The organism is Micromonospora phaseoli (assembly GCF_900109115.1).
Classification (GTDB): domain Bacteria; phylum Actinomycetota; class Actinomycetes; order Mycobacteriales; family Micromonosporaceae; genus Micromonospora; species Micromonospora phaseoli.
The window spans coordinates 194,230-219,591 of the sequence record NZ_FNYV01000004.1 but is presented as its reverse complement, the minus strand read 5'-3'; the positions used below and the strand labels follow the sequence as shown (position 1 = coordinate 219,591).

The window sequence follows — 25,362 nt, the reverse complement described above, 5'->3', positions numbered from 1 at the left end:
GGCGGACGCCCAGCGCCGCCGGTCGACGTGGCGGCGCGGGATCAGCCCTGCGGTGCGGCGGTGTAGAAGGCCGTCGTCCGGTCGGCGGCGGCGCGGGCCTCGTCGGCGCTGGTGCCGGCGGCGAGGTTCACCTCGTACCATCGCTCGCTGCTGGCCGCCATGAACTGACGACTGCTCTCGGAGCCCATCCAGTCGGGATTCTGCTCGGGCGGGACCCCGCCGCCCTCGCCGGCCAGTTCGGCGGCGAGGCCGAGCAGCGTCACGTCCCAGCCGACGCCGGCAGCGCCGGGACCGAACTGGCGCCAGAAGTCGTCGTTGACGTGGGCCACGTGCTCCAACTGGAACCGGGTGCGCCCGTCGTCGGTCGGGTCCAGGCGGACCTCGATCCAGCTGATCTCGCCGCCGAACTCCCAGGTGGCGGCGAACGACTTCGGTGGGTCGCACCGCTCGACGGTGCCGCTCGCGTTGCCCTCCACCTGGTAACGGCCGTGCAGTCTCAGCTCACCGGAGACGGGTGAGAACCACCGGGGCAGCCGCTCGGGGTTGGTGCAGGCGTCCCAGATGTCGTCCAGGGGCGCGTCGTAGGTCTGGCTGATGGTCATCACCCGCGCCTCACCCGCAGCCAGCGTACGGCTGCCGAGCTGGCGCGCAACGGCGCTGATCTGGGCGGTGGCATCGATCATGGCGGTCTCCTGTTTCTCGATCACTGTGCCTGGTCGCGTCGTTCGCGCTTGCCTCGGGCGAGCTCGGTGGCGAGAGCGTGCAGCGGTGGTGTCCAGAACCTGCGGAAGCCGTCGAGCCACTGGTCGACCTCCCGTAGCGGGCGCGGGTCCACGGCGTAGAGCCGGCGCGTCCCCGCCGGCCGGACGGTGGCGAAGCCGTTGTCCCGCAGCACCTTCAGGTGTTGGGAGACGGCGGGCTGCGAGATGCCGAACTCGGCCCGGATCACGTCGCTGATGCCGCCCGAGGTCAGCTCACCGTCGGCGAGCAGCTCCAAGATCCGCCGCCGGACCGGGTCGCCGAGCACGTCGAAGGCATGCACACGCCGATTATGTCAGCAGCAGCTTATATAAGCAAGGGCTGGCATATGATCAGGGTGTTGCGGCCCGGGCGTTGCCGATCGCGTCCTTGCGGCCCCAGCGGCCCGGGATGTCGAGCAGTTCGATCCGGCCGAAGCGCGGCGGGATCGCCGGTTGCACCACCAGATGCTCGCCGTAGGGCTCCATGCCGAGCAGGGTCCGCAGCAGCAGGAAGGTGGCGCCGGTCGCGGCCGCCTGCGGGCTGTTCGCCGCCGGGTACGGCACGGGGTAGCGGGTCAGGTCCCGGTCGTAGCCGGCGAAGGCCTCCGGCATCCGGCCGGCAAAGTGCGGGGCCGCCCCGATGAGGGCCTCGGCGATGATCCCCGCCTCCTTGACGAAGCCGTACCGCCGCAGTCCGAGGGCGATCAGCGAGTTGTCGAACGGCCACACGGTGCCCACGTGGTAGCCGAGCGGGTTGTAGCGGACCTGGCCGGTCGCCAGCGTCCGCACCCCCCAGCCGGAGAAGAGCCGCGGCCCGAGCAGATGGGCGGCGACCGCCGCGGCCCGTGACTCGTCCACGATCCCGCTCCACAACAGGTGGCCCATGTTCGACGCCAGCGCGTCCACCTGGTCACCGTCGGGGCCGAGCGCCAGTGCGTAGTATTCGCTGCCGTCGATCCAGAAGTCCCGGTTGAACCGCTCCTTGAGCTGCGCCGCCTCGCGCTCCAACCGGTCGGCGTACGCCGGGTCGCCCCAGAACTGGCGGGCCAACCGGGCGCCGCGCAGCTTGGCGTCGTACGCGTAGCCCTGCAACTCGCAGGTGGCGCGCGGCAGCCCGGGCAGCCGGCCGTCGCGGTAGCAGATCGCCTCCGGTGAGTCCTTCCAGCCGTGGTTCTGCGCCCCACTGCGCTCGTTGCGCGGCTGGTACCAGAGGTAGCCATCGCCGCGCAGGTCGCCGTACTCGTCGATCCAGTGCAGCGCCGCGCGGCTCGCCTCCTCCAGGTCGCGGACCAGTGCGGCGTCGCCGGTCCAGCGTTCGTACTCGTCGAGCAACACCAGGAACAGCGGTGTCACGTCCGCCCCGCCGAAGTACGGCGACTGGGGTCGCTCCTCGAAGGCGGCCATCTCGCCGTACCGGAACTCGTTGAGCATCTTGCCGGGTTCCTCGTCCCGGAAGTCGTCGAGCACCGTGCCCTGATCGAGGGCGAGCAGGCGCAGCGTGGTGGCCGCCATCCGGGGGACGAAGGGCAGCGTCTGGAAGCAGGTGAGAATGTTGTCCCGGCCGATGATGGTGGCCGACCAGGGCAGCCCCGCCGCGAGCATGGTCTCGTGCGGCAGTGCCAGCGGGGAGAAGCGTAGACCGGCGAGGTCGACCAGTCCCCGCCGGTACGTCATGGTCAACGGCTCCCAGTCGCAGTGCAACCGGGGCGCTTCGTCGAGCCACTGCCCCAGGTCATGGCGCAGTTGCATCGTTGCCTGGCCCTGCGGATGCCGTAACCGGCTCCGCACGTCCTGCCCGTCCGGGCGCAGCACCATGCTCTTGACCTGGAGCGTCGTGCCCCATTTTCCCTGCCGGTCCAGCCGGACCCGGAAGGTCAGCCCCCGCTCGTCGAGATCGGCCGGCTCGCTGGTGGAGATGTCGGTGACCCGGTGGAACTTGTCCCTCCGGTAGCCCAGCCGCAGGCAGTCGTCGGACACCTCCCGGTAGCCCCGCAGGGTCGAATCCCGTGGCCAGACCACCTGGTAGACGGGGGCGAAGTCGCTGTCGGCGTCGATCCGCAGGACATGGTCGACGGGCTCGTCGGTGTGGTTGAGCAGGGTGAGGCGTTCGATGAAGGCGCTGCCGGAGATCCACCGGTCGCGGATCACCGAGACCTTCGCGTCCACGTAGTGGGTCGGACTGCCGGGGACCAGGAAGAAGCGGATCTGGTTGCAGCTCGGCTCGTGCACGGCCAGCGGGTGCAGCCGCTCGCCGTCGAGTCTCAGCCGCCAGGTGGACAGGAAGCGGGTGTCGAAGGCGAAGAAGCCACTCGGATTCCTGAGGCTGAAGGCCATGTCCCCGTTGTCCTCGCTGAGCGCGAAGATGTTCCCGTCGAGGATGCGGACCAGCTTCTTCACCGTGGCTCCCCATCCGTGGCCGATCTCCGGTTGCTGGCGACGGTCCGAGGATGACGGGCTCCGGGCGGTGGCGCGAACAGTCGCTCCAGCATGATCACGAAACGGAACTCGCCATCGGCGGTGAAGTCGTTACGCAGCCAGGCCGGCAGCGGCTTCACGTCGCCGTGCGCCATCCGGAGGAAGAGTGCCTCGTCGGTGTAGATCACGGTGTCCGCGTCGTCCGCGCCGCCGCGGGACACTTCGATCAGGCCCCTGTCGATGGTGACCAGCCAGTGGTCCACCCGGTCGGGGTAATGCAGGTCGAAGCGGACGCTGCCGGAGACCTGGCGCAGCATCCGCCCTCCGCCTCTGGCGAGACCGTCGAAGAAGTCGCCTACCGCAGCCGACACCGCACCACCTCCTACCGGTCCGCACCCGGCTGACGGGGCTGGTACCGGCGGCCGACCCGACGTGGCCGCAGCGCCGGTGCAGCTTGCCCTCCGCCGAACTTTAGTGGCTTTGATTCGTTCTCATACTGATCTGCGGCAGTAAGAACCTTTTCAGGTGCTCTCAGGGTGCGCCGGTGGGTAGTCTCCCCAACACCTCGGCGGCGGCGCGTTCGCCCGCCTCGATCGCCCCGTCGAGGTAGCCGGTCCAGCGGGTCGCGGTCTCCGTACCGGCCCAGTGGATTCGACCCACCGCCGGGCGCAGCCACGGCCCGTACTGCCGCCAGGAGCCGGGGGTCAGCGCGCCGCAGAAGCAGCCCCGGGTCCACGGATCGGCCGACCAGTCGTACTCGATGACCTCCTCGGCATGCCGCGCGGCCGGGCCGACGATCACGGTCAGCGCGTCGAGCAGGGCCGCCCTGCGGGCCGGCGGCGTCATGGCACGCAGCGCGTTCGCCTCCACGCCGTAGCTGAACGCGGTCAGCACGCCGCGCGACGAGGTGGGCGTGCTGTTGTCGACGGTCTCCACGACCGGCCCGTCGGAGCAGGTGGCCACGCCGGACCGGCCGTCGGCCCGCCAGAACGGCTCCGGGTAGACCGCGTGCACCTTGAACGCCGACCCCATCGGCATCCGCTGGGTCAGCCCGTCGCGCAGCGCGGGCAGCGCCGGGGCGTACCGGATGCGACCGGCCAGGGTCGGTGGCACCGCGACCACCACGGCCGCGGCGTCGAAGCGTTCGGCGTCGGTGTACACCACCACTGCCGCCCGGTCCTGCTCGATCGCGACCACCGGCGCGGCCAGCCGGACCACGTCCGGCCCGAGCGCGGCGGCCATCGCCTCGGCCAGGGCGGCCGGTCCGCCGACGATCCGATCCTGCTGCGCTCCGCCGGCCATTCGCAGCAGCGCACCGGACCCACCGCCGCTACGCAGGTAGAAGGCCATCTGCAGGACGGACACCTCGTCCGCGGAGGTGGCCAGCAGCCCACCGGCGAGCAGCCGGCCGAGGTAGCGGGCGGTGACCGGATCCGGCGCGGTCGCCGCCAGCCAGCCGCCCAGGGTGATCCGATCCCAACGGACCGCCTCCGGCGCGGTCCACGGCGCGGCCGGGTCCAGCCGTGCGGCGTAGCCGTCCAGCAGTTCGACGACCCGGGCCGTCGGCTCCGGCGCCGCGTCCCGCCGCGCACCGTCCCAGATCACCGTCGAGCCGCCGTACGCGGGGGACGGAAACGTGCCCAGCGCGTACCGCCGTACGAGGGCGTTGACCCGGTCCTGACCGGGGCCGATCCACTGCGCGCCCAGATCGAGCTGGGTGCCGTCGTCGAGCCACCGGGTCAACGCCCGCCCACCGACCCGGTCCCGGGCCTCCAGCACCCGCACCCGCCTGCCGGCCCGGACGAGGCTCAGCGCGGCGGCGAGGCCGGAGAACCCGGCCCCCACCACGAGTGCGTCGGTCATGCGTCGGCCTACCCGCATTCGACCGGGATATTGAACCTGTCCCGGATTCCCCGGCCCGGACAGATTGCCGTTGGTTTCCGGCGGGTGCCCGCCTATGGTTGTTCGATGCCTACCGCCGCGCTGCTCGCCCGCGCCGCCGTCGCCACCGCGACGTCGGCCGCCCCGGGCTCCGCGGCGACCCGATCGGGTCGGATCCTGGCGCGGGCCGGTCACGGCCAGCCGCGCCCCGCCGGCCGGAGCCCTCCGGAATCCGTCCATCGAACAGGGACGGCCAGGGGCGAAGCGGATAGCTTCGGCCCTTTTCTTTTTCCGAAGGGATCCGAGATGAGTACCGGTACCGGCATCTACGACCAGCAGTGGCTCACCGAACTCCAGGTGACGCTGACCGACGAGTTCAAGGCTCAGACGGCTCGACTGACCCAGTTGACGGCCGACACCGGCGATCCGGCGGAGGCGCACACCAACGCGGCGATGATCGCCGCCACCCGGCAGAGCCTCGACCAGATCTCCGGGGCGCTGCGGCGCCTGAGCACCGGCAGCTACGGCAGCTGCGAGAAGTGCGGCACGGCGATCCCGCGGGAGCGCCTGGAGATCCTGCCGCACGCCCGATTCTGCGTGCCCTGTCAGCAGCGGCAGAACCGCTGACGCCAGGCCGACCGCCGCAACCGCCCTGGGTGTCCTGTCCATGGACGTTGGTGACGCTTCGGGCATCTGGTCGAAGTCCTCGGCTGGGCCGAGGACTTCGACACAGGGCCTACCGCTGCGGCGGCCGGTGCGGGCTGGCCCCGGGCGGCTCGGGCGGGCCGGCCGCTCCCGTGATCAGACTGGCGGTGACGGTCGCGGTCATGCCGTCGTGCCGGCGGGTGAGCGTCAACGCTCCGGTCAGGTGGTGGGCGAGCCAGAGCCCCCGCCCGCCCGGCGTGTTCGTCGCCGGCAGGTTGACCGCCAGGTCCGCGTCGTGTTGGCGGCCGTGATCGGTCACCTCGCAGACGAGCAGGTCGGCCTGCCGGAACAGCTCGAGCCGGCCGTGGCCCCCGCCGTGCAGCACGGCGTTGGTGACCAGCTCATGCACGGCCAGGACGAGATCCTCGGCGGTGTCGCCGGTCAGACCTGCGGCGGCGATCCGAGCGGCGAGCAGGTGCCGCAACGCGGTCACCGTCTGGGCGGTGAACGCCTCGGACAGCAGGGAAGTCACCTCTCCGCCGCCGGAAAACGGGCCGCTGGGGCCCCGGGCGTCCGGCGGGCCGAGGTTGCTCATGCAGGCAGGTTACGTCGTCCGCCGGCATCCGCGACCTTTGCCGAGGGGCAACGATCCGGCGCTGCGGCCCGGCCGACCGGGCCGAACCCGGTGCGGCGGCGCAGGGCGAGTGCGTCGGCCCGGGCCCGATCAGCGTCCAGCGCCGCCGGGCGGGCCACCGTCACATCCGCCGCCCTCCACCGACCTCCGACCGAAGGAACGCCCGAGGTGACGTACCTCCTCCTCCATCTGGTCGGCCAGCTCGGCGCCGCCGAACCGGGTGATCAACGCGTCGGAGAAGCCGCTGGTCACCACCGGTCGTAGGGCCTGGACCAGGGCGATCGAGCGCGGCACGTAAACCTTGCGTCGGCGCCGCTCGATGCCGCGCAGCAGCGCCTCGGCGCACCGCTGCACGCTGACCACGGTGTTCAGCGGCCAGGGCAGTTTGCGCTGGGCGGCCCGGAAGGACGCGAGGTCGTCGCGGATGTCCCGGACCAGGTCGGTGTCGATCCAGATCGGGTGGGCGGTGCCGACGGTGAGCCCGCGCCGGCGGTTCTCCAGGCGCAGCACGTTGCCGAACTGCTCGACACCCGCCTTCGACGCGCAGTACGCGGCCATCCCCGGCATGGCGGCGAAGGCCGCCGCCGACGACACGATCAGCACGTGACCGCGGGCGGCGAGCAGCTGCGGCAGTGCCGCGCTGACGGTGCGGACCACGCCGGTGAGGTTCACCTCGATGGTGCGGACCAGCGCCTCGACCGGGCCGCCCGCGACGGTGCCGAGATTGGCGATGCCCGCGTTGGCCACCACCACGTCGACGCCGCCGTACCGCTGCACAGTGGAGGCGACCGCGTCGTCCAGCCCGGCCTGGTCGGTGACGTCGCACTCGTACCAGTGCCCGTCCAGGTCGGCGGCGAGCTGTCGCAGCAGCACCGGTTCCAGGCCGACCACAGCGACCCGGGCACCACGCGCGGCGGCGGCCCGGGCGAGTTCGGCGCCGATGCCTCGGGCGGCGCCGGTGATCAGGATGGTCCGGCCGCGAAGGTCATACCGCATCGGCGCGCTCCAGGTGGTCGCGGTCTGCGCCACCGATGGTGACGGTGACGCACATGGTGGTGGGCGGGGACGGTCGCCGCGCAGCCGCCAACGGTAGCCGGTGCCGTTCGGCATGGCATCCGTGGCGGACATCGGGTTGCCTATCGGAGAGGATCGACCCGACGACCACGACAAGGAGACCCCCGCATGGCTGACTTCGTCGGCGCCGTGGACCAGGGCACCACCAGCACCCGATTCATGATCTTCGACCACGGTGGCAACGAGGTCGGTCGCCACCAGCTCGAACACCAGCAGATCCTGCCGCGGGCCGGGTGGGTCGAGCACAACCCCCTGGAGATCTGGGAACGGACCCAGACCGTCGTGCGTACCGCGCTGAACACGCACAGCCTGGCCGCGTCCGACCTGGCGGCGCTCGGCATCACCAACCAGCGCGAGACGACGGTGGTGTGGAACCGGCGTACCGGCCGGCCCTACTACAACGCCATCGTCTGGCAGGACACCCGCACCGACCGGATCGCCTCGGCGCTGGAGCGCGACGGTCGTGGCGAGGTCATCCGGCGTAAGGCGGGACTACCGCCGGCGACCTACTTCTCCGGCGGCAAGATCCAGTGGATTCTGGAGAACGTCGACGGGGTGCGGGAGGCCGCCGAGCGCGGCGAGGCGGTCTTCGGCAACACCGACACCTGGCTGCTGTGGCACCTCACCGGCGGCAGCGACGGCGGCGCCCACGTCACCGATCCCACCAACGCCAGCCGCACCATGTTGATGAACCTGGAGACGCTGGACTGGGACGACGAACTGCTGTCCTTCTTCGACATCCCCCGCGTGATGCTGCCGCGGATCGTCCCGTCGTCCGACCCGTTGGCCTACGGCGTCACCCTGCCGAACGGCCCGTTCGCCGGCCCGGTCCGGATCACCGGCGATCTGGGTGACCAGCAGGCCGCCACCGTCGGGCAGGTCTGCTTCGCGCCGGGCGAGGCGAAGAACACCTACGGTACGGGCAACTTCATGCTGCTCAACACCGGCCCTGAGATCGTCCGGTCGAAGGCCGGGCTGCTCACCACCGTCTGCTACCAGTTCGCCGGTCAACCGCCGGTGTACGCCCTCGAGGGCTCCATCGCGGTCACCGGCTCGGCGGTGCAGTGGCTGCGTGACCAACTGAAGATCATCAGCAGTGCCGGGCAGAGCGAGGATCTCGCCCGCCAGGTCGCCGACAACGGCGGGGTCTACTTCGTGCCCGCCTTCTCCGGCCTGTTCGCCCCCTACTGGCGCTCCGACGCCCGGGGCGCCATCGTCGGTCTGTCCCGCTACAACACCGACGCGCACATCGCCCGCGCCACCCTGGAGGCGATCTGCTACCAGAGCCGGGACGTGGCCGAGGCCATGGCGCAGGACTCCGGCGTACGCCTGGAGTGCCTCAAGGTCGACGGCGGCGTCACGGTCAACGACCTGTGCATGCAGTTGCAGGCGGACATCCTCGGTGTGCCGGTCAGCCGGCCGGTGGTCGCGGAGACCACCGCCCTCGGCGCGGCCTACGCCGCCGGACTGGCCGTCGACTTCTGGCGGGACACCGACGAGCTACGGGAGAACTGGAACGAGAGCCGGCGCTGGCAGCCGTCCTGGTCGTCGGAGCAGCGCGCGGACGGCTACGCCGGCTGGCAGAAGGCGGTGCGGCGCACACTCGACTGGGTCGACGTCGACTGACGCCGCACCGCGAACGGTCGACGTCCGCGGTGCGGTGCCGTGGAGCTGTCGTGGCGGGCACCCAGGACGGTCGTGATGCGACCACGTCTCGTGGACACGCCGTCACCGTGCGGCTACCTGCTCGCTCCCGGGATGTCCGGTCGGTCTGCTTTAGCATGCCGATGTCCGGCATCGGCCGGCGGTGGGCAGGGGAGGGGCGGCCATGCGGATCACCCGCGTGATCATGGCGATGGTGGTGCTGTCGGCCGGCGTGCTGGCGGGGGCGGCGCGCGAGGCGTCACCGTTCGTCGTGGTCAACGGGTCGATCCAACCGTCGACCGGTACGCCGGAGCCGCCGTCGGGCACCCACGCCACCCTGTGGCACAACGCCAGCTACGCCACCACCACCGTGCGGGGCGCCGGCCGACTGGTGATCGGGGCGATCGGCGAGCACTGCGACGGCTGGCCCACCATCCGGGTGAGCACGACCGGCGGCCCGATCGGTGAGGTCACCATCACCAGCGGCACCGACTACGGCGGTTACGCCCTGGGCCCGCAGCTCGCCGAGGGCCGGTACGACATCCGGATCGAGCTGGTGAACGACCGGTACACGAGCGAGTGCGACCGCAACGCGCACCTGGCGTACGCCCGGATGCAGCCGCTGTCGCCGGTCGACACCACGTTCGGTTTCGCCGTGGTGCCGGACACCCAGGAGGAGGTGCTCAGCGCGACGGACACCCGACTACGCCAGCGCGTCGACTGGCTGGTCGCCCAGCGGAGCGTGCTCGACCTGCGTTTCGTCGCGCACGTCGGCGACGTCGTCAACTACGACACACCCGACCATGTGCAGTACGAGCGTGCTCGTACCGCGTTGCGCCCGCTGGAGGCGGCCGGTGTGCCGTACACGCTGGCCGTCGGCAACCACGACACCCAGGCCGCCGGCCCCGAGGGAGAGCTGCGCAGCCCCGCCGGCCAGTTGCTGCGCGACACCACGGTCTTCAACCGGTACTTCACCGCGGGGCGGTTCGGGGCGGTGCGGGGTCAGTTCGAGGCCGGCAAGGTGGACAACGGATACGCCACCTATACCGCCGGTGGGCTCCGGTGGCTGGTGCTGACCCTGGAACTGTGGCCCCGCCGGGCTGCCGTCGCGTGGGCGCAGCGGGTGGTCGCCGCCCACCCGCAGCACAACGTGCTCATCGTCACCCATCACTATCTTGAGAGCGACGCCACCATCGGTCAGGGTCCGGGCTACGGCTCCACCAGCCCGCAGTACCTCTTCGACAACCTGGTGCGACGCTATCCCAACATCCGGTTCGTCTTTTCCGGACACACCGGTACCGCGGCGTCCCGGGTGGACACCGGGGAGCACGGCAACCGGATCCACTCCTTCCTGCAGACCTTCCACTCCCGCCGCACCAACCCGGTCCGGCTGGTCGAGGTCGACACGGCGGCGGACTCGCTGCGTACCTGGATCTACGCGCCGCACACCGACGAGAACTTCCCGGCGTACGGCCGCTCGTACCCCGACCTCGGCCTGATCCGCTGAGTACCGGCGCGGGGCGGCGGCACCCCCCGGCAACCGTCTTGAAATTATCTTAAAACCGTCTCGTTATTGTCTGACGTTTCGAGGTGTCGGTAGAGCGTCGCCCTCGACACGCCGAACTCGGTGGCGATCTCGTCGGCCGAATGGGTGCCGGCCAGGTGCATGACCCGGGCGGCCCGTACCTGTTCCGGGCTCATCGACCGTGGTCGGCCCGGCCGTCGTCGGCCCACCCGGGCCGTCGACGCAGAGCCCCCGCCGTCGGTGGGTGTCTCGCTGTCGGTGGGCGTCGCGCCGTCGACTGCCGTCGCGCCGGCGGTGGGCGTCGCGCCGGCGGCGGGGGCCGGCTCGACCAGCAGGCGGCGGACGCCGTCGAGCATGTCCGCCCGAAGCACCGGCGCGGGTACGTCCAGCAGGAACACCACCGGGTCGCTGCACATGGCGATCGCCTGCACGCCGCGTACCCGCTCCCGCCGACCGGCGTCCGGGCCGGCGACGATCTCGTTGGCCCGCATCGCGATCCGCACCAGCCGGTGATAGGTGCTGCCCCGTTCGACCAGTGCGAGGTCGTGGTAGAGCATGCCGAGCGAGCCACGATGGGCGAGCATGGTGTCCACCCAGCCCTCCAGCAGGGTCCATCTGGCCCGTTGTGGCGGCAGTGCCCCCGCATCGTCCAACAGGGACTCCAGGTCGAACAGCAGCGGTTCGGCCAGTGCGCTGAGCAGATGTGCCTTGCTGGGGAAGTGGTACAGGATCGCGGCCTTGGTCAGGCGCAGCCGCTCGGCGATCTGCCGCAGCGAGGTCCGCTGATAGCCCTGTGCGGCGAAGAGGTCGAGCGCGGCACGCAGGATCCGGCTCCGGGTGCCGTCGTTCTCCTCCCAGGTCATGGCGTTCAGCGTAACCGTTCCTGACCAGGGGACGGGGCTGCTACGCCGATCCCTTACCATCGGTCAGTACAGTGGTCCGGTAGGTACCGTGCGGCGGGAGGCACCATGTCCGTGATCTCCATCGAGAACCTCGTCAAGACCTTCGGCGGCGTACGCGCGCTCGACGGGCTCGACCTGCGGGTGGAACAGGGGGAGGTGCACGGCTTCCTGGGCCCCAACGGCTCCGGCAAGTCCACCACCATCCGGATCCTGCTCGGCCTGCTGCGGCGGGACTCCGGGCAGGTGCGCATCCTCGACGGTGATCCGTGGCGCGACGCGGTCGCCCTGCACCGGCGACTGGCCTACGTGCCGGGCGACGTCAACCTCTGGCCCAACCTCTCCGGAGGCGAGGCGATCGACCTGTTCGGCGCACTGCGGGGCGGGCTGGACCAGGGCCGCCGCGACGAGCTGCTGCGACGTTTCGACCTGGACCCGACGAAGAAGTGCCGGACCTACTCCAAGGGCAACCGGCAGAAGGTCGCCATCGTCGCCGCGTTCGCTTCCGACGTCGAGTTATACGTGCTCGACGAGCCCACCTCCGGACTGGATCCGCTGATGGAGGCGGTGTTCCAGGAGGAGGTCCGCAACCTCACCGGTGCCGGTGCCAGCGTCCTGCTCTCCAGCCACGTGCTGGCCGAGGTCGAGGCGCTCTGCGATCGGGTCAGCATCATCCGGGAAGGCCGTGTCGTCGAGTCCGGCAGCCTCTCCGAGCTGCGGCACCTGGCCCGGACCACGGTCACCGTCGAAACCGCGCGGCCGGTGACCGGCCTGGCGGAGCTGCCGGGTGTGCACGAGGTCCGGCCGGTCGACGGGCGGGTCCGGCTGGAGGTCGAACCCGAACACCTCGACCGGCTGCTCGGTCACCTGGTCCGCTTCGAGGTCCGGGCGCTGACCAGCGCGCCGCCCACCCTGGAGGAGTTGTTCCTGCGGCACTACGGCGACAGCGCCGACAACGGGCGGTCCGCGCTCGCCGGAGGTGCCCGATGAGCAGCTTCACCGGTACCGTCCGGCTCGCCCGGCTGGCCCTGCGACGGGACCGGATCCGGCTGGCCATCTGGGTCGGCGGCACGTCCCTGATCGGCTACGCCCTCGCCGAGAGCGTCGCCGGCCTCTACCCCGACGAGCAGACCCGCCTCGGGTACGCCGAGACCGCTGTCACCAGCGTTGTCGCCCGCGCTTTCAACGGCCCGATCGCCGGTACCGACCTCGGTGCCGTGGTGGTCACCGAGACCTACCTGACCCTGGCGCTGCTCGCCGCGCTGTTGAGCACCTTCGCCGTCGTCCGGCACACCCGTCAGAACGAGGAGACCGGGCGGGCGGAGCTGCTCGGTGCCGCCGCCATCGGCCGGTACGCGCTGCTCACCGCGGCCCTGGTGGTCGTGGTGGGAGCCAACGTGCTCGCCGCCGCGCTGCTCGCGGTCGCCTTCGCCGGTGCCGGGCTGCCGATCGCCGGCTCGGTGGCCGCCGCGGCGGCGATCGGTGGGGTGGGTGTCGCCTTCACCGGCGTGGCCGCCGTCACCGCCCAGCTGTCGGTGACCTCCCGGGGCGCGAACGCACTGGCCGCCGCCGCGGTGGGCGTGGCCTTCCTGCTGCGGGCCGCCGGTGACGTGCTCGGTGAGCGCGAGATCGACGGGGTGCGGCTGGAGAGCGCCTGGCCGACCTGGCTCTCGCCGCTGGGTTGGGGCACGCAGGTGGGTGCCTTCGCCGCGGAACGGTGGTGGGTCCTCGCGTTGCCGGTCGCGCTGCTGGTCGTCGGGGTCGCCGTGGCGTACTCGCTGGCCGAACGGCGCGATGTCGGCGCCGGTCTGCTGGCCGCGCGGCGTGGTCCGGCCCGTGCGGCGTCGGGGCTGCTCAGCCCGACCGGGCTGAGCTGGCGGCTACAGCGCGGCGCGCTGGCCGGCTGGGCGGTCGCGGTGGCGGTGCTCGGTCTCTCCATGGGTGTGGCCGGTCACGAGGTCGACGCCATGATCGCCGAGAATCCGGCGGCGGCCGAGGCGATCGCCCAGCTCGGTGGCGGGTCTGAGCTGGTCGACGCCTACCTCGCCGCGATGCTCGGGCTGTTCGCGCTGACCATCGGCGCGTACGTGGTGCAGGCCCTGCTGCGCATCCGGGCGGACGAGTCCGACGGCATACTCGAGCCGTTGCTGGCCACGGCGGTCAGCCGCACCCGGTGGCTCGGCACGCAGGTGCTCGGCGCCGTGTTCGGAGCGTCGGCGCTGATGCTGCTGGCCGGCGTCACCACCGGCCTGGGGTACGGCCTGGCCACCGGTGACCCGGTCGCCTGGACCGTCGAGCTGGGCTGGGCCGGGCTGCTGCGGCTGCCGGCCCTGCTGGTGGTCGCCGGGGTGGTGACGGCCCTGTTCGGGGCGGTACCGCGCTGGTCGGTCGCGCTGAGCTGGACGGCGTTGATCGCGTTTCTGCTGCTCGGGCAGTTGGGCGCGGTGCTCGATCTGCCCCAGGCCGCGCTGAACCTCTCGCCCTACAGCCACGTGCCCTCGGTACCCGCCGTCGACGTCACGGTGCTGCCGCTGGTGGCCCTCACCGCCGTCGCCGCCGCACTGCTCGCCACGGGCCTGCTCACCTTTCGCCGCCGCGACACCCCCACCTGAGGTGCTTCCGGAGCGCCCATGATCGTCTGCAGGTCAGTGACTCGACACGCCGTCAAACCTGTCACTCAACTGCAGACGATCAAGGATCCCCATAGCACAGCCGGCGGGCCGGGTCGGGGTTGTGCACAGGGGGGTGGGTTGTGCACAGGTGGCAGCGGGGTTGGTGCGGGCGGGGCAGCGTGTGGTGGGTGGATTCCGTACTCCGATCGCTGGTGGATGGCGGTGGCGGCGTGGTGAGCCGGGCACGCGCCCTGGAAGTGGTGCCACCGTGGACGCTGCGGCAGGCGTACCGCAGCGGCGCGCTGTGCCGGGTGCTGCCGGCGGTCTACGTCGACCGGCAGCTGCTTCCCGGCGGAGTCCCGGACAGCCCACTCGGCGCGCTGGCGCCCGAGGTCGCTCGGCGGGCCGTGCTCGCGTACGCCGACGGCCGGGCCGCGTTCAGCTCGCTGACCGCGTTGGAGGTGCACGGAGTGCGTCGTCAGCGGCCGGGTGAGCCGGTGCATGTCGACGTGCCGGCCATGGCCGGGCTGCGCAGCAGACCGCCGCACCTGGTGGTGCGGCACCGGACCAGGTTCATGGTTGAGCCACCCTGCGTGATGGTGCGCCGAGGCGTCCCGGTGATCCGGCTGGAGGAGGCGTTGGTCCAATCGTGGCCGTTGTTACCCGAGGCGGATCGAACCGGTCCGGTGATCCGGGCGGTCAACGACGGCATGACCACGCCGCACCGGCTCGGTGGCGCTGTGGCGTCTGCTCCGAAGCTGACCGGACGAGGACCTCTGTCCGCACTCGTCGATCGCCTCGGGGCCGGCTGCCGCAGCGCGCTCGAGATCTGGGGCCACGACCGGGTCTTCACCGGCCCGGGGATGCCGATCCTGCGTCGCCAGGTGCGTGTCCGGGTGGGAACGCGGACTATGTATCTCGACCTGTTCGCCGAGCGGGAGCGGGTCGACATCGAGTTGGACGGTGCCGCCTCGCACGGCGATCCGCGTCAGCGCGAGATCGATCTGCGCCGCGACGCGCTGCTGGCCACCGTCGGAATCCTGGTGGTCCGGTTCGCCCACCGCCGCCTCGTGTGTGAACCCGACGAGGTACGCCGGGAAACCTTGGCGATTCTCGCCAGCCGCCGGCCCTGACCCACGATGACCCCGGGCGGCGGTCGCCGCTGCACGAGACCTGAGCGAGCCCTGCGACCAGGCGAGCGAGGCCCTGGCAAGCGAGGCCCTGGCAAGCGAGGCCCTGGCAAGCGAGGCCCTGGCAAGCGAGGCCCTGGCAAGCGAGGCCCCGGCAAGCGAGGCCCTCAGAGCACCTGGGACAGGAACCGGCGCAGGCGCGGGTGCCGGGCCGACTCGAAGATCGCGGCCGGCTCGCCGGCCTCCAGCACCACCCCGGCGTCCATGAAGGCGACGGTGTCGGCGACCTCCCGGGCGAAGCCCATCTCGTGGGTCACCACCACCATCGTCATGCCCTGGGTGGACAACTCGGCCATCAGCGCCAGGACGCCTTTGACCAGCTCCGGGTCCAGCGCCGAGGTGGCCTCGTCGAAGAGCATCACCTGCGGCTGCATGGCCAGCGCCCGGGCGATGGCCACCCGCTGCTGCTGCCCGCCGGACAGGTGCGCCGGCCGGGCGTCGGCCTTCGCGGCCAGGCCGACCCGGTCGAGTTCGGCCCGGGCCCGGGCCACCGCCTCGTCCTCGCCGAGCTTGCGGATCCGGCGCAACGGCAGGGTGATGTTGCGTTCCACGCTCATGTGCGGGAAGAGGTTGAACTGCTGGAACACCATGCCGATCCGCTGCCGCAGGGCGTCCGGGTCGTCGCGCAGCACGCTGCGTCCGTCCAGCAGCACGTCCCCACGGTCCGGTTCGAGGAGCCGGTTGACGGTCCGCAGCAGGGTGGACTTCCCCGACCCGGAGGGGCCGATCACGCACGCGGTGCCGCCCCGCGCCACGTCCAGGTCCACCCCGCGCAGCACCTGGTGACTCCCGAAGGCCAGGTGCACGTCGCGCAGGCTCAGGCTGACCGAGGTACTCATCGTTGGTTGCCTCCGGCGGCGCCGGGCAGCGCCAGATCGAGGTCGTCGGGGTCGTCGCCGGCCGGTCCGGTCGCCGGCCGGCCGTGCCGCAGCCGCTGGTCGATCCAGTTGACGACGTGCGTCAGCGGCACCGTCAGCACCAGATAGCACAGCCCGGCCAGCAGCAGCGCCGATTGGTTGCCGGTGTTTGCCGCGTAGTCCTGCCCGATCCGGAACAGCTCCCGCTGGCTGGCCAGCAGACCGAGGAAGTAGACCAGGCTGGAATCCTTGATCAGGGCGATGAGCTGGTTCACCCAGGCCGGCAGGATCCGCCGGATGCCCTGCGGGATGATCACTCTCCGCATCGCCTCGCGCCAGGAGAAGCCCAGCGCGCGGGCCGCCTCCAACTGGGTTGCCTCCACCGACTGGATGCCGGAGCGGAAGATCTCCCCGAGGTACGCCGAGGCGATCAGCGACAGCGCCAGGATCCCCAGCGGGTACGGGTTGGGCCCCCACACCTGCATGCCGAGCGGGGCCAGGCCGACCCCGATCAGCAGGATCGTCGCCGCGGCCGGCAGGCCCCGGAACACGTCGGTGTAGACCCGCGCCGGCCAGCGCAACCAGCGGGTACGCGAGATGCCCGCCACAGCCAGAACGATGCCCAGCGCCGAGCCGAGCAGGGCGGCGGTGACCGCCAGGATCAGCGTGTTCGGCAACCCGACGGTGAGCATCTCGGGTAGCGCCTCACGCATCGACTCCCAGTCGAAGAACGTCTCCCACAGGGTGCGCAACGGATCCACGGTCAACCTCCGTCCTGCTCGCTCGTCGTCCTGAGTCAGGAAGCCGCCGACGGGGACGCCGACGGTGCGGTCACCTCGCCGCTGCCCGGGGTGAAGTCGGCCGGGATCGGCCGGCCCGGGTAGTACTGCTCCTGAAGGCGGGTCCAGGTGCCGTCGGCGATCACCTCGTCGAGCGCCTTGTTCAGCGCCTCGCGCAGCGCGTCGTTGCCCTTGGCGAAGGCGTACGCGGTCGGGGCCGGGCTGAGTTCCTTCGCCGCGACCGTGATCTTGCCGCCGCTGTCCGCGGCGGTTTTCTCGCCGATCTCGGCGGGAGCGATCCAGGCGTCGGCGGTACCGGCCTTGAGCTGGTTGATCGCGCCGTTGTAGTCGGGCACGCGGACCGGATCCAGGCCCTTGCCGGTGGCGTAGTCGTCCTGGACGGTGCCCTGCACGACCACGACCCGCTTGCCGGGCAGCTCATCGAAGCTGCGCAACGCCGACCCGGCGGGCACGTCGAGGCCGAAGTAGCCGAAGTCGTAGCCGTTGCCGAAGTCGACGGTCTTCTTCCGCGCCTCGGTGATGGTGATCGAGGAGCTGCCGACGTCGAACTTCCGGTTGTTGACCTGGGCGAGCAGCCCCGAAAAGTCGGTGCCGACGAACTCCACCTTCAGGCCGAGCTTGTCGGCGGCGGCGACCAGCAGGTCGTTGTCGAAGCCGGTGAACGTGCCGTCCTTGAGGTACACGTTCGGTGGGGCGTCGGTGAGCGTGCCGGCACGCAGCACCCCCGGCTGCAACAGGCCGTACGGGTTGTCAGCCGCGCTGCCGGCAGAATCCGAGCCGCAGGCGGTAAGGGTGGCGGCGCCGAGGATCGCGGCGACACCGACGGCGGCGGCGCGGGTCAGGGCAGGAAGGAATCGCACAGGTGTCTCCTGGTTGAGCTGCGGCGGGCACGGACGTGCCGCACCGACGGTCCGCCGCAGGGCGGACCGCTGGGATGGGATAGATGGCAGAGCGGAAAGGACCCCGTCAGGGGTCGATGACCGGCGGCGACGCGGTCAGCTACACGCGGCGCTGCACACCCGCATCATGTCGACGTGGCGACGCCGGGTCAGGCCCGGGCGGGCCACGGCGAAAGCGGGTCGACTGCGGTACGACATGGTTCTCCTCAAGGTCGTGATGACCTGGGGAACCAGGCCACGTTTGCACCGGAGACAGCTCCGGTGCCTGGTCCTCACCCGGGGCACCCCTACGCGGAGGAGGGTTGCCGGCCAGCGAGCCGGGGCTTGACGCTGGCACTCATGACCTGCCGCCGAGGCTAGCAGCCGGTGACGGGGCGGCGTCCACCTGTTATGACCACCCTCACCCTGGGCGGCCGGCGGGTGTTGCCGGCGGGCCGCGTGATCCTCTACGGTCTGCTCAGCGGTGAGCGGTGCGGTCCGCGTCCGAGAAGACACCGCCGGTGCTCCGTCACGTGGGTCGGGATGGTGGAATCCCGGGCCCCAGGCGCGTGATGGTGAGCCGGCGGTCGAGCCCCGACCTACGGGCGGCGCGTCGAGGCGCCGTGCCGGTGGTGGACGGGGGCGCGGAAACCCACCGGGAGCCACCCTTGTATCTCACCCCCCACGAGCAGGACCGCCTGCTCGTCCATGTGGCGGCCGACGTCGCCCGGCGCCGCCGCGAACGCGGCCTGCGCCTCAACTACCCGGAAGCCGTCGCGGTGCTCACCGCCTTCCTCCTCGAAGGGGCGCGCGACGGGGAGTCCGTGGTCGACCTGATGGCCGCCGGCCGCACCGTGCTGACCCGCGACGACGTGCAGGACGGCATCCCCGAGTTGTTGAGGGAGGTGCAGGTGGAGGCGACGTTCCCGGACGGCACCAAGTTGGTGACGGTGCACCACCCGATCCCGTGATCCCGGGGGAGATCCTGCCGGCCGCCGGACCGGTGGAGATCAACGCCGGTCGCCCGGTGACCGTGCTGCTGGTGGTCAACACCGGTGACCGACCGGTGCAGGTCGGCTCGCACTACCACTTCGCCGAGGCCAACCCGGCGCTGGACTTCGACCGCTCCGCCGCCTGGGGGCAGCGGCTGGCCGTACCGGCGGGCACGTCGGTGCGCTTCGAGCCGGGGGTGAGCCGCAGCGTCGACCTGGTGCCGCTGGGCGGCGCCCGGATCGTGCCCGGCCTGCGCGGCGAGTGCGCCGGAGCATTGGACAACCGGTCCGCCGCGGTGACGGCCGGCACGAATCCGCCGGACGGAGGGTACGACGCATGAGCAGCGTTGAACGCGATCGTTACGTCGCCCTGTACGGGCCGAGCACCGGCGACCGGATCCGCCTGGCCGACACGAACCTGCTCATCGAGGTCGAGCACGACCACTGTGTCGGCGGCGACGAGGCGGTGTTCGGCGGCGGCAAGGTGATCCGCGAGTCGATGGGCCAGTCCCGGGCGACCCGGGCCGAGGGGGCGCTGGACACCGTCATCACCGGGGCGGTCGTCCTGGACCACTGGGGAGTGGTCAAGGCCGATGTGGGGCTGCGTGACGGCCGGATCGTCGCGCTGGGCCGGGCCGGCAACCCGGACACCATGGACGGCGTCCACCCGGACCTGGTCATCGGCCCGGTCACCGAGGTGATCGCCGGCAACGGCCGGATCCTGACCGCCGGGGCGGTCGACACCCACGTGCACTTCATCTGTCCGCAACTGGTCGCCGAGGCTCTGGCCAGCGGGGTCACCACCCTGGTCGGCGGCGGCACCGGACCGGCCGAGGGCACCCGGGCCACCACGGTCACCCCGAACGCCTGGCACCTGGCCCGGATGCACGAGGCCCTCGACACGTTCCCGGTCAACGTGCTGCTGCTCGGCAAGGGCAACACGGTCTCGGAGGAGGCGATGTGGGAGCAGCTACGGGCCGGGGCGGGCGGGTTCAAGCTGCACGAGGACTGGGGCACCACGCCGGCGGCGATCGACGCCTGCCTGCGCGTCGCCGATTCCTCCGGCGTGCAGGTCTCCATCCACACCGACACCCTCAACGAGGCCGGGTTCGTCGCGGACACGCTGCGTGCCATCGGCGGCCGGGCGATCCACTCGTACCACACCGAGGGGGCCGGCGGCGGGCACGCGCCGGACATCATCACCGTCGCCGGTGAGCCGAACGTGCTGCCCTCGTCGACCAACCCGACTCGCCCGTACACCCGTAACACCCTGGCCGAGCATCTCGACATGCTGATGGTCTGCCACCATCTCAACCCGGCCGTACCGGAGGACCTGGCCTTCGCCGAGAGCCGGATCCGGCCGTCCACGATGGCCGCCGAGGATCTGCTGCACGACATCGGGGCGATCTCCATTATCGGCTCCGACTCGCAGGCGATGGGCCGTGTCGGTGAGGTCGTGCTGCGCACCTGGCAGAGCGCGCACGTGATGAAGGCCCGGGTGGGCGCGCTGCCCGGCGACGGCGCGGCGGACAACCACCGGGCCCGGCGGTACGTCGCGAAGTACACCATCTGCGCCGCGATGGCCAACGGCCTCGACCACGAGATCGGGTCGGTGGAGCCGGGCAAGCTCGCCGACCTGGTGCTGTGGGAGCCGGCCTTCTTCGGGGTACGCCCGCACCTGGTCATCAAGGGCGGCATGATCGCGTACGCCCAGATGGGTGACGCGAACGCCTCCATCCCCACCCCGCAGCCCATGCTGCCCCGGCCGATGTTCGGCGCGTACGGCGGCGCGGCGGCCGCCACCAGCCTGACGTTCGTCGCGCCGGCCGCGTTCGACGCCGGGCTGCGCCTCGACGTGCGACGTCGGGTGGTGCCGGTGACCGACGTACGGTCGCGGGGCAAGGCCGACCTGCCGGAAAACGGGGCGCTGCCGCACATCGAGGTCGATCCGGACACTTTCACCGTCCGGATCGACGGCGTGGTGGTGGAACCCGATCCGGTGACCGAACTGCCGCTGGCCCAGCGGTACTTCCTGTTCTGATGGCCACCCCGACCATGCTGCTGCTTCTCGCCGACGGGCGTTTCCCGGCCGGGGCGCACGCCCATTCGGCCGGGCTGGAGGCCGCTGTCGCCGCCGGGCGGGTCACCGACCTGGTCACGCTGGGCGAGTACCTGCGCGGCCGGTTGGCCACCGCCGGGCTGGTCGCGGCGGCCTTCGCGGCAGCGGCCCGCCGCGCGGCCTGGTCGAACGGGCGGCGGGCCACGCTCGCCCAGCTCGACGCCGAGTTGGACGCGCGTACCGCCTCGCCGGCCCAGCGGGCGGTGTCCCGTCGGCAGGGCCGGGCGCTGCTGCGGGCCGGCCGCGAAATCTGGCCCGGCGGCAGCTTCGACGAGCTGCCCGCCACCTCCGGTGGTCCGCATCAACCGCTCGTGCTCGGGCTGGTCGGTGCCGCCGCCGGGCTCGACCCGGCGCAGGTCGCGATGGTCGCCGCCCACGCGACGGTGACCGGGTCGGCCAGTGCCGCCGTACGACTGCTCGGCCTCGACCCTTATCGGGTGCAGGCCCTGCTGGTGCGGCTCGCCGCCGCCTGCGACGCCACCGCGGCCCAGGCGGCGCGGGCCGCCGAACAACCACCGCAGCGGCTACCCGCCGCCGCCGCACCACTCGCCGATATCCACGCCGAAGCACACGCCACCTGGGAGGTGCGTCTCTTTGCGTCCTGAAATCGACCACGACGAGTCCGTTCCCCACACCCACCCCGAGCCCGGGGTCGACCCGCACGCGCCGCTGCCGTCCGCCGCCCGGGCGCTGCGGGTCGGCATCGGCGGGCCGGTCGGTTCCGGCAAGACCGCGCTGGTCGCCGCGCTCTGCCGGGCCTTCGCCGACGAACTGCGACTCGCCGTGGTGACCAACGACATCTACACCACCGAGGACGCCGACTTCCTCAAGCGGGCCGGCGTGCTCGACCCGGGCCGGATCCGCGCCGTGGAGACCGGTTGTTGCCCGCACACCGCGATCCGCGACGACATCGGCGCCAACCTCGACGCGATCGACGAACTGGCCGAGGCGTTGGGCCCGCTGGACCTGGTGTTGGTGGAGAGCGGTGGGGACAACCTGACCGCCACCTTCAGCCGGGGCCTGGTCGACCGGCAGATCTTCGTGGTCGACGTGGCCGGCGGGGACAAGGTGCCGCGCAAGGGTGGGCCGGGGGTGACCGCCGCCGACCTGCTGGTCATCAACAAGACCGACCTGGCGCCGATGGTCGGCGCCGACCTGTCCGTGATGGACCGGGACGCCCGCGCCCGGCGCGGCGACCTGCCGACGGTGTTCCAGTCCATCACCGAGGACCCCCTCGCCACCCGGGTCGCCGCCTGGATCCGCCACGAACTGGCCGAGCACCGTACCGCCACGGCCGCGCCGGCCGTCGCGGTGTCGGCCGGGAGGGGCTGATGCGGGCCACCGCCCGGCTGGTCGCCCGCGCCGACCGGCACGGTCGCACCACCCTGGCCGAGCTGCGCGGCGAGAGCCCGCTACTGCTGCGTCAGGTCCCGGGCCGGGACGGTGGCGTCACGGTGTACGTCGTCGGCGGCGCGGCCGGGCCGCTGGCCGGCGACGACCTGCGGCTGGACGTCGAGGTCGGTCCCGGCGCGGTGTTACGCGTGCACACCGTGGCCGCCTCGATCGCCCTGCCCGGGCACCCTGGCGCGGTCTCCCGGATGCTGGTCCGGGCGACCGTGTCCGAGGGCGCCACCCTGCACTGGTTGCCCGAGCAACTGGTCGCGGCGGCGGGCTGCGCACACGTCGCCGACTCCCAGGTGGACGTCGCCGAGGGGGCAATCCTGCACTGGCGGGACGAGCTGATCTGTGGCCGCCACCATGAGCGACCCGGTGACGCCGAGGTCAACACCTGGGTCGACCTCGACGGTCGACCCCTGCTGCGGCAGTGCCTGGCGGTCGGCCCGAACGCCCCCGGCTGGTCCGGCCCGGCGGTGCTCGGCGGCGCACCGGCCACCGGCTCGCTGCTGGTGGTCGACCCTACCCGGCTCGTCGAACCGCCCGTGGTGCAGCAGACCGTCGCCCGACTGCCGCTTGCCGGCGGCCCCGCGACCCTGTGGACCGCCACCGCGCCGGACGCGCACACCCTGCGCGCACTCCTCGAACCGGACGGCGGGGAAGTGCCGACGGCACCGGATAGGATCACGAATTCGGCCGAGGGGGAGGGGACCGAGGTTGTCCGAGTTGGGTGAGATCATCGCGGAGCGACGGATCGCGGTGACGGGCCGGGCCGGCGACACGTCGGAGGTGATCGTCCGGTTCGGGAAGCCGCACCCCGACCCGTTGTCGACGAACGGCGACTGGTGCTGCCCGTTCCAGATCCACGGCCTGGGCGATGATTCGGTCGAGCAGGCGTTCGGGGTGGACTCCCTACAGGCCCTGCTGCTGGCCGTATGGAGCGTGCGGCTGCAACTGGCGGATCGGGCCGAGCAGAACGCGGTGCGGCTGGACTGGCTGGAGCAGACGGAGCTGGGCCTGCACGTCGTACCCGACGTGGTCCGCCTGCCCCCGGCACCCGCCGGCCAGCGCCAGGAAAAAGAGGCGGGTCCCGGCTGAGTCGTCGTTCGGTGGCAGTGGCGGCGTGCCGACGGACGGGTCACCGCCATCGTGGCTGAGCCGGAGTCAGCCCCGCGCGGTCACGCCGGTCAGGAACGCCCGCCAGGCGGTGGGCGCGAAGGTCAGTGCCGGCCCGCTCGGGTCCTTGGAGTCGCGGACGGCGATGACCGCCGGAAGATTGCCGGCGACTTCGACGCAAGCGCCGCCGTTGGAACTGCTGCGGGTGCTGGTGCGCCACTTGGCACCGGTCAGGTCAACCATGCTCGCGCCCTCAGGAAGTCAATCGTCTGATCGCGCGGTAGCGCGACCGATCTGAGGCTATCCCAGACCGCCCACAGTGCAGCGACGTCGTTTGTGACGCGTCCTGCCGCCTGATCGTCCAGGTATCCGACCTCCTCGCCGTCGGGCGTCGTGGCGATGATGAAAGGCCCGGCCTGCCCTGGATGTAGACCGGCGCGCAGTGGCAACACATGGACCATGACGGTCGGACGGCCAGCCAACGCGATGAGATGGTTGAACTGCGGTTCCAGGATCTCCCGGTCTCCGCGGTGCAGCGCCGCCTCGTCGATCACGAACACCGTCAGTGGCGGTCGCGGGCGCCCCAGGACTGCCTCCTGTCGTCGCAGCCGCGAGTCGACGTACATGTCGGCATCTGCCATCAGTGGTCCGCTCGCCATGACGGCCTGCGCATACGCCTCGGTCTGGAGGAGGCCGGGTAGGACGGACGATTCGTACCAGCGCAGGCCGAGTGCTTCGCGTTCGATCTCGGCCCAGGGGCGGAACCAGGCGGGCTCGCGGCGCTTGTACACGTCCGGCCACAGGTCGGTGATCTCCCGGCGGAGGATCTCGGCGACCTTGGCCCGGTGCCGGGGCTGCGGAACGCGCCCCTGGCTCACCCAACGCTGCGCGGTCTTCGGGTCCACCCCGATCTGACCGGCGAGGCTGTCGGCCGTCTCGCCAGCCTCGGTCATGGCCATCATCACGGCCCGATTCATCATCGCCCACCCTCTATGCCCGCGACGTTCCAGGGGCGCATTCTGCAACTCTGTGTGTCTGCTCGGCAACGTCATGCCACGGCGTGGCGCGCTCCCTTTTGGGGGCATCGGCGGACAGGACCGAGTGTCCGTACTTCGTCCCAGATCGGCCGCCGGCGGAGGGTAGAAAAGCGGTTGGTCGGCTCGGCGCGGGTGACTAGCGTGCCGGGTTCATGGACCTGCCACGCAGCTTTGTCATCCGCGAGGGTGACCTCCGTATCCTCAATCCGTTCGACGCCGGCAAGCTGGCCACCCTGGGGCGGGCACTGAAGCTGCGGCCGGGCACCTCGATCCTCGACCTGTGCAGCGGCAAGGGTGAGCTGCTCTGCACCTGGGCCCGGGACCACGCAGTGGTCGGCACCGGCGTCGACATCAGCACCGCCTTCACCGAGGCCGCCCGGGCCCGGGCGGTCGAGTTGGGTGTGGCGGAGCGGGTCCGGTTCGTGCACGGCGACGCCGCGTCGTACGTACCCGACGAGCCGGTCGACGTGGCGGCCTGCGTCGGTGCCACCTGGATCGGCGGGGGTGTCGCCGGCACCCTGGAGATCCTGCAGCGGGGGCTGCGTCCGGGTGGCATCGCGCTGGTCGGTGAGCCGTACTGGCGGATCGACCCACCCGACCAGACGACCGTCGAGGGCTGTCACGCGGCGACCCGGGAGGACTTCCGGGACCTGCCCGGGCTGGTCCGTCTCTTCGGCGACCAGGGGTGGGACCTGGTCGAGATGGTGCTGGCCGACCAGGACAGCTGGGACCGCTACGCGGCGGCGCACTGGCTCAACCTGCGGCGCTGGCTGGACGCCAATCCGGGCGACCCGCTGGCCGGCGAGTTGCGCCAGGAGTTGACCGAGGACCCGCTGCGCCACGTCCGTTACGAGCGCGAGTACCTGGGCTGGGGAGTCTTCGCGCTGATCCGCCGCTGACCGGGCCGGG

At 71.7% G+C, this 25,362-nt stretch carries 27 protein-coding genes and 1 riboswitch; of the genes, 14 read left to right on the top strand and 13 right to left on the bottom strand.

Annotation, left to right across the window (positions count from 1 at the left end):
• Window positions 1-41: 41 nt before the first annotated feature.
• The 5 genes from BMY89_RS12520 to BMY89_RS12500 all read right to left on the bottom strand — a co-directional run bounded on the left by BMY89_RS12520 (window position 42) and on the right by BMY89_RS12500 (window position 5,018).
• Window positions 42-683, bottom strand: coding sequence for an SRPBCC family protein (locus tag BMY89_RS12520; RefSeq protein WP_092380339.1), 642 nt, complete (start codon window positions 681-683; stop codon window positions 42-44).
• Window positions 684-703: 20 nt separating this feature from the next.
• Window positions 704-1,042, bottom strand: coding sequence for an ArsR/SmtB family transcription factor (locus BMY89_RS12515; protein WP_092379777.1), 339 nt, complete (start codon window positions 1,040-1,042; stop codon window positions 704-706).
• 49 nt (window positions 1,043-1,091) lie between these two features.
• Window positions 1,092-3,137: an amylo-alpha-1,6-glucosidase gene (locus BMY89_RS12510; protein ID WP_092379776.1), complete on the bottom strand. Its 2,046-nt coding sequence runs from the start codon at window positions 3,135-3,137 to the stop codon at window positions 1,092-1,094.
• Window positions 3,134-3,526 carry an SCP2 sterol-binding domain-containing protein gene (locus BMY89_RS12505; RefSeq protein WP_139217935.1) on the bottom strand — a complete coding sequence of 131 codons (393 nt, stop codon included), beginning with the start codon at window positions 3,524-3,526 and terminating at the stop codon, window positions 3,134-3,136. The genes BMY89_RS12510 and BMY89_RS12505 overlap by 4 nt, the downstream gene beginning before the upstream one ends.
• Window positions 3,527-3,686: 160 nt before the next feature.
• Complete coding sequence (locus tag BMY89_RS12500; RefSeq protein WP_092379772.1) at window positions 3,687-5,018, bottom strand: flavin monoamine oxidase family protein; 1,332 nt, start codon at window positions 5,016-5,018, stop codon at window positions 3,687-3,689.
• 324 nt (window positions 5,019-5,342) lie between these two features.
• Between BMY89_RS12500 and BMY89_RS30355 the strand changes: the two genes are divergently transcribed.
• Entirely contained in the window at window positions 5,343-5,663 is a 321-nt protein-coding gene (locus tag BMY89_RS30355; RefSeq protein WP_175510359.1) for a TraR/DksA family transcriptional regulator, read from the top strand.
• 109 nt (window positions 5,664-5,772) lie between these two features.
• On the opposite strand, the gene BMY89_RS12490 is transcribed toward BMY89_RS30355, so the two are convergent.
• Together BMY89_RS12490 and BMY89_RS12485 are read right to left on the bottom strand one after the other, a co-directional pair.
• Complete coding sequence (locus tag BMY89_RS12490) at window positions 5,773-6,276, bottom strand: ATP-binding protein (RefSeq protein WP_092379770.1); 504 nt, start codon at window positions 6,274-6,276, stop codon at window positions 5,773-5,775.
• A gap of 129 nt (window positions 6,277-6,405) precedes the next feature.
• The gene (locus BMY89_RS12485; RefSeq protein WP_232521269.1) at window positions 6,406-7,344 is read right to left on the bottom strand and encodes an SDR family oxidoreductase; all 939 of its coding nucleotides are present in this window, start codon (window positions 7,342-7,344) and stop codon (window positions 6,406-6,408) included.
• A gap of 153 nt (window positions 7,345-7,497) precedes the next feature.
• Between BMY89_RS12485 and glpK the strand changes: the two genes are divergently transcribed.
• Entirely contained in the window at window positions 7,498-9,015 is a 1,518-nt protein-coding gene (gene glpK / locus BMY89_RS12480; protein WP_092379768.1) for a glycerol kinase GlpK, read from the top strand.
• Window positions 9,016-9,217: 202 nt separating this feature from the next.
• Window positions 9,218-10,540, top strand: coding sequence for a metallophosphoesterase (locus BMY89_RS12475; RefSeq protein ID WP_092379766.1), 1,323 nt, complete (start codon window positions 9,218-9,220; stop codon window positions 10,538-10,540).
• Window positions 10,541-10,584: 44 nt separating this feature from the next.
• Here BMY89_RS12475 and BMY89_RS12470 read toward each other — a convergent pair whose 3' ends face one another.
• Window positions 10,585-11,421 carry a TetR family transcriptional regulator gene (locus BMY89_RS12470; protein WP_092379764.1) on the bottom strand — a complete coding sequence of 279 codons (837 nt, stop codon included), beginning with the start codon at window positions 11,419-11,421 and terminating at the stop codon, window positions 10,585-10,587.
• 105 nt (window positions 11,422-11,526) lie between these two features.
• On the opposite strand from BMY89_RS12470, the gene BMY89_RS12465 reads away from it, so the two are divergent.
• The 3 genes from BMY89_RS12465 (at window position 11,527) to BMY89_RS12455 (ending at window position 15,202) form a co-directional block, all read left to right on the top strand.
• Window positions 11,527-12,447, top strand: coding sequence for an ABC transporter ATP-binding protein (locus BMY89_RS12465; protein WP_092379762.1), 921 nt, complete (start codon window positions 11,527-11,529; stop codon window positions 12,445-12,447).
• Window positions 12,444-14,069: an ABC transporter permease gene (locus BMY89_RS12460; RefSeq protein ID WP_092379760.1), complete on the top strand. Its 1,626-nt coding sequence runs from the start codon at window positions 12,444-12,446 to the stop codon at window positions 14,067-14,069. Before BMY89_RS12465 ends, BMY89_RS12460 begins: the two co-directional genes overlap by 4 nt.
• 188 nt (window positions 14,070-14,257) lie before the next feature.
• Entirely contained in the window at window positions 14,258-15,202 is a 945-nt protein-coding gene (locus tag BMY89_RS12455) for a DUF559 domain-containing protein (RefSeq protein WP_092380332.1), read from the top strand.
• 164 nt (window positions 15,203-15,366) lie between these two features.
• On the opposite strand, the gene BMY89_RS12450 is transcribed toward BMY89_RS12455, so the two are convergent.
• The 3 genes from BMY89_RS12450 to BMY89_RS12440 are packed head-to-tail and all read right to left on the bottom strand — an operon-like array spanning window position 15,367 to window position 17,776.
• Window positions 15,367-16,098: an amino acid ABC transporter ATP-binding protein gene (locus tag BMY89_RS12450; RefSeq protein WP_092379759.1), complete on the bottom strand. Its 732-nt coding sequence runs from the start codon at window positions 16,096-16,098 to the stop codon at window positions 15,367-15,369.
• The gene (locus tag BMY89_RS12445) at window positions 16,095-16,877 is read right to left on the bottom strand and encodes an amino acid ABC transporter permease (RefSeq protein ID WP_092379756.1); all 783 of its coding nucleotides are present in this window, start codon (window positions 16,875-16,877) and stop codon (window positions 16,095-16,097) included. The genes BMY89_RS12450 and BMY89_RS12445 overlap by 4 nt, the downstream gene beginning before the upstream one ends.
• A gap of 35 nt (window positions 16,878-16,912) precedes the next feature.
• Window positions 16,913-17,776 carry an ABC transporter substrate-binding protein gene (locus BMY89_RS12440; RefSeq protein WP_092379755.1) on the bottom strand — a complete coding sequence of 288 codons (864 nt, stop codon included), beginning with the start codon at window positions 17,774-17,776 and terminating at the stop codon, window positions 16,913-16,915.
• Between the two features lie 271 nt (window positions 17,777-18,047).
• Window positions 18,048-18,160, bottom strand: a riboswitch (SAM riboswitch).
• A gap of 302 nt (window positions 18,161-18,462) precedes the next feature.
• Between BMY89_RS12440 and BMY89_RS12435 the strand changes: the two genes are divergently transcribed.
• From BMY89_RS12435 to BMY89_RS30350, 7 genes are read left to right on the top strand one after another with little or no spacing between them, the layout of a single operon-like run.
• Window positions 18,463-18,765 carry an urease subunit gamma gene (locus BMY89_RS12435; RefSeq protein ID WP_092380331.1) on the top strand — a complete coding sequence of 101 codons (303 nt, stop codon included), beginning with the start codon at window positions 18,463-18,465 and terminating at the stop codon, window positions 18,763-18,765.
• Window positions 18,762-19,127 carry an urease subunit beta gene (locus BMY89_RS12430; RefSeq protein ID WP_092379753.1) on the top strand — a complete coding sequence of 122 codons (366 nt, stop codon included), beginning with the start codon at window positions 18,762-18,764 and terminating at the stop codon, window positions 19,125-19,127. The genes BMY89_RS12435 and BMY89_RS12430 overlap by 4 nt, the downstream gene beginning before the upstream one ends.
• Window positions 19,124-20,827, top strand: a complete 1,704-nt coding sequence (locus BMY89_RS12425) for an urease subunit alpha (protein WP_092379751.1) — start codon at window positions 19,124-19,126, stop codon at window positions 20,825-20,827. The genes BMY89_RS12430 and BMY89_RS12425 overlap by 4 nt, the downstream gene beginning before the upstream one ends.
• Window positions 20,827-21,510 (top strand): urease accessory protein UreF, encoded by a 684-nt coding sequence (locus tag BMY89_RS12420; protein WP_092379750.1) that lies wholly within the window; start codon window positions 20,827-20,829, stop codon window positions 21,508-21,510. Before BMY89_RS12425 ends, BMY89_RS12420 begins: the two co-directional genes overlap by 1 nt.
• Window positions 21,500-22,237: an urease accessory protein UreG gene (ureG, locus tag BMY89_RS12415; protein ID WP_092379748.1), complete on the top strand. Its 738-nt coding sequence runs from the start codon at window positions 21,500-21,502 to the stop codon at window positions 22,235-22,237. Before BMY89_RS12420 ends, ureG begins: the two co-directional genes overlap by 11 nt.
• Complete coding sequence (locus tag BMY89_RS12410) at window positions 22,237-23,034, top strand: urease accessory protein UreD (RefSeq protein WP_092379747.1); 798 nt, start codon at window positions 22,237-22,239, stop codon at window positions 23,032-23,034. The genes ureG and BMY89_RS12410 overlap by 1 nt, the downstream gene beginning before the upstream one ends.
• Window positions 23,027-23,398 (top strand): DUF6968 family protein, encoded by a 372-nt coding sequence (locus tag BMY89_RS30350; RefSeq protein ID WP_175510358.1) that lies wholly within the window; start codon window positions 23,027-23,029, stop codon window positions 23,396-23,398. The genes BMY89_RS12410 and BMY89_RS30350 overlap by 8 nt, the downstream gene beginning before the upstream one ends.
• Window positions 23,399-23,464: 66 nt before the next feature.
• Here the strand turns inward: BMY89_RS30350 and BMY89_RS12400 are convergent, their stop codons facing one another.
• Together BMY89_RS12400 and BMY89_RS12395 are read right to left on the bottom strand one after the other, a co-directional pair.
• Window positions 23,465-23,659: a DUF397 domain-containing protein gene (locus BMY89_RS12400; protein ID WP_092379745.1), complete on the bottom strand. Its 195-nt coding sequence runs from the start codon at window positions 23,657-23,659 to the stop codon at window positions 23,465-23,467.
• Window positions 23,647-24,393, bottom strand: a complete 747-nt coding sequence (locus BMY89_RS12395) for a DUF5753 domain-containing protein (protein WP_092380329.1) — start codon at window positions 24,391-24,393, stop codon at window positions 23,647-23,649. Before BMY89_RS12395 ends, BMY89_RS12400 begins: the two co-directional genes overlap by 13 nt.
• Window positions 24,394-24,605: 212 nt before the next feature.
• Between BMY89_RS12395 and BMY89_RS12390 the strand changes: the two genes are divergently transcribed.
• Window positions 24,606-25,352, top strand: a complete 747-nt coding sequence (locus tag BMY89_RS12390; protein WP_092379744.1) for an SAM-dependent methyltransferase — start codon at window positions 24,606-24,608, stop codon at window positions 25,350-25,352.
• The last annotated feature ends 10 nt before the right edge of the window (window positions 25,353-25,362 follow it).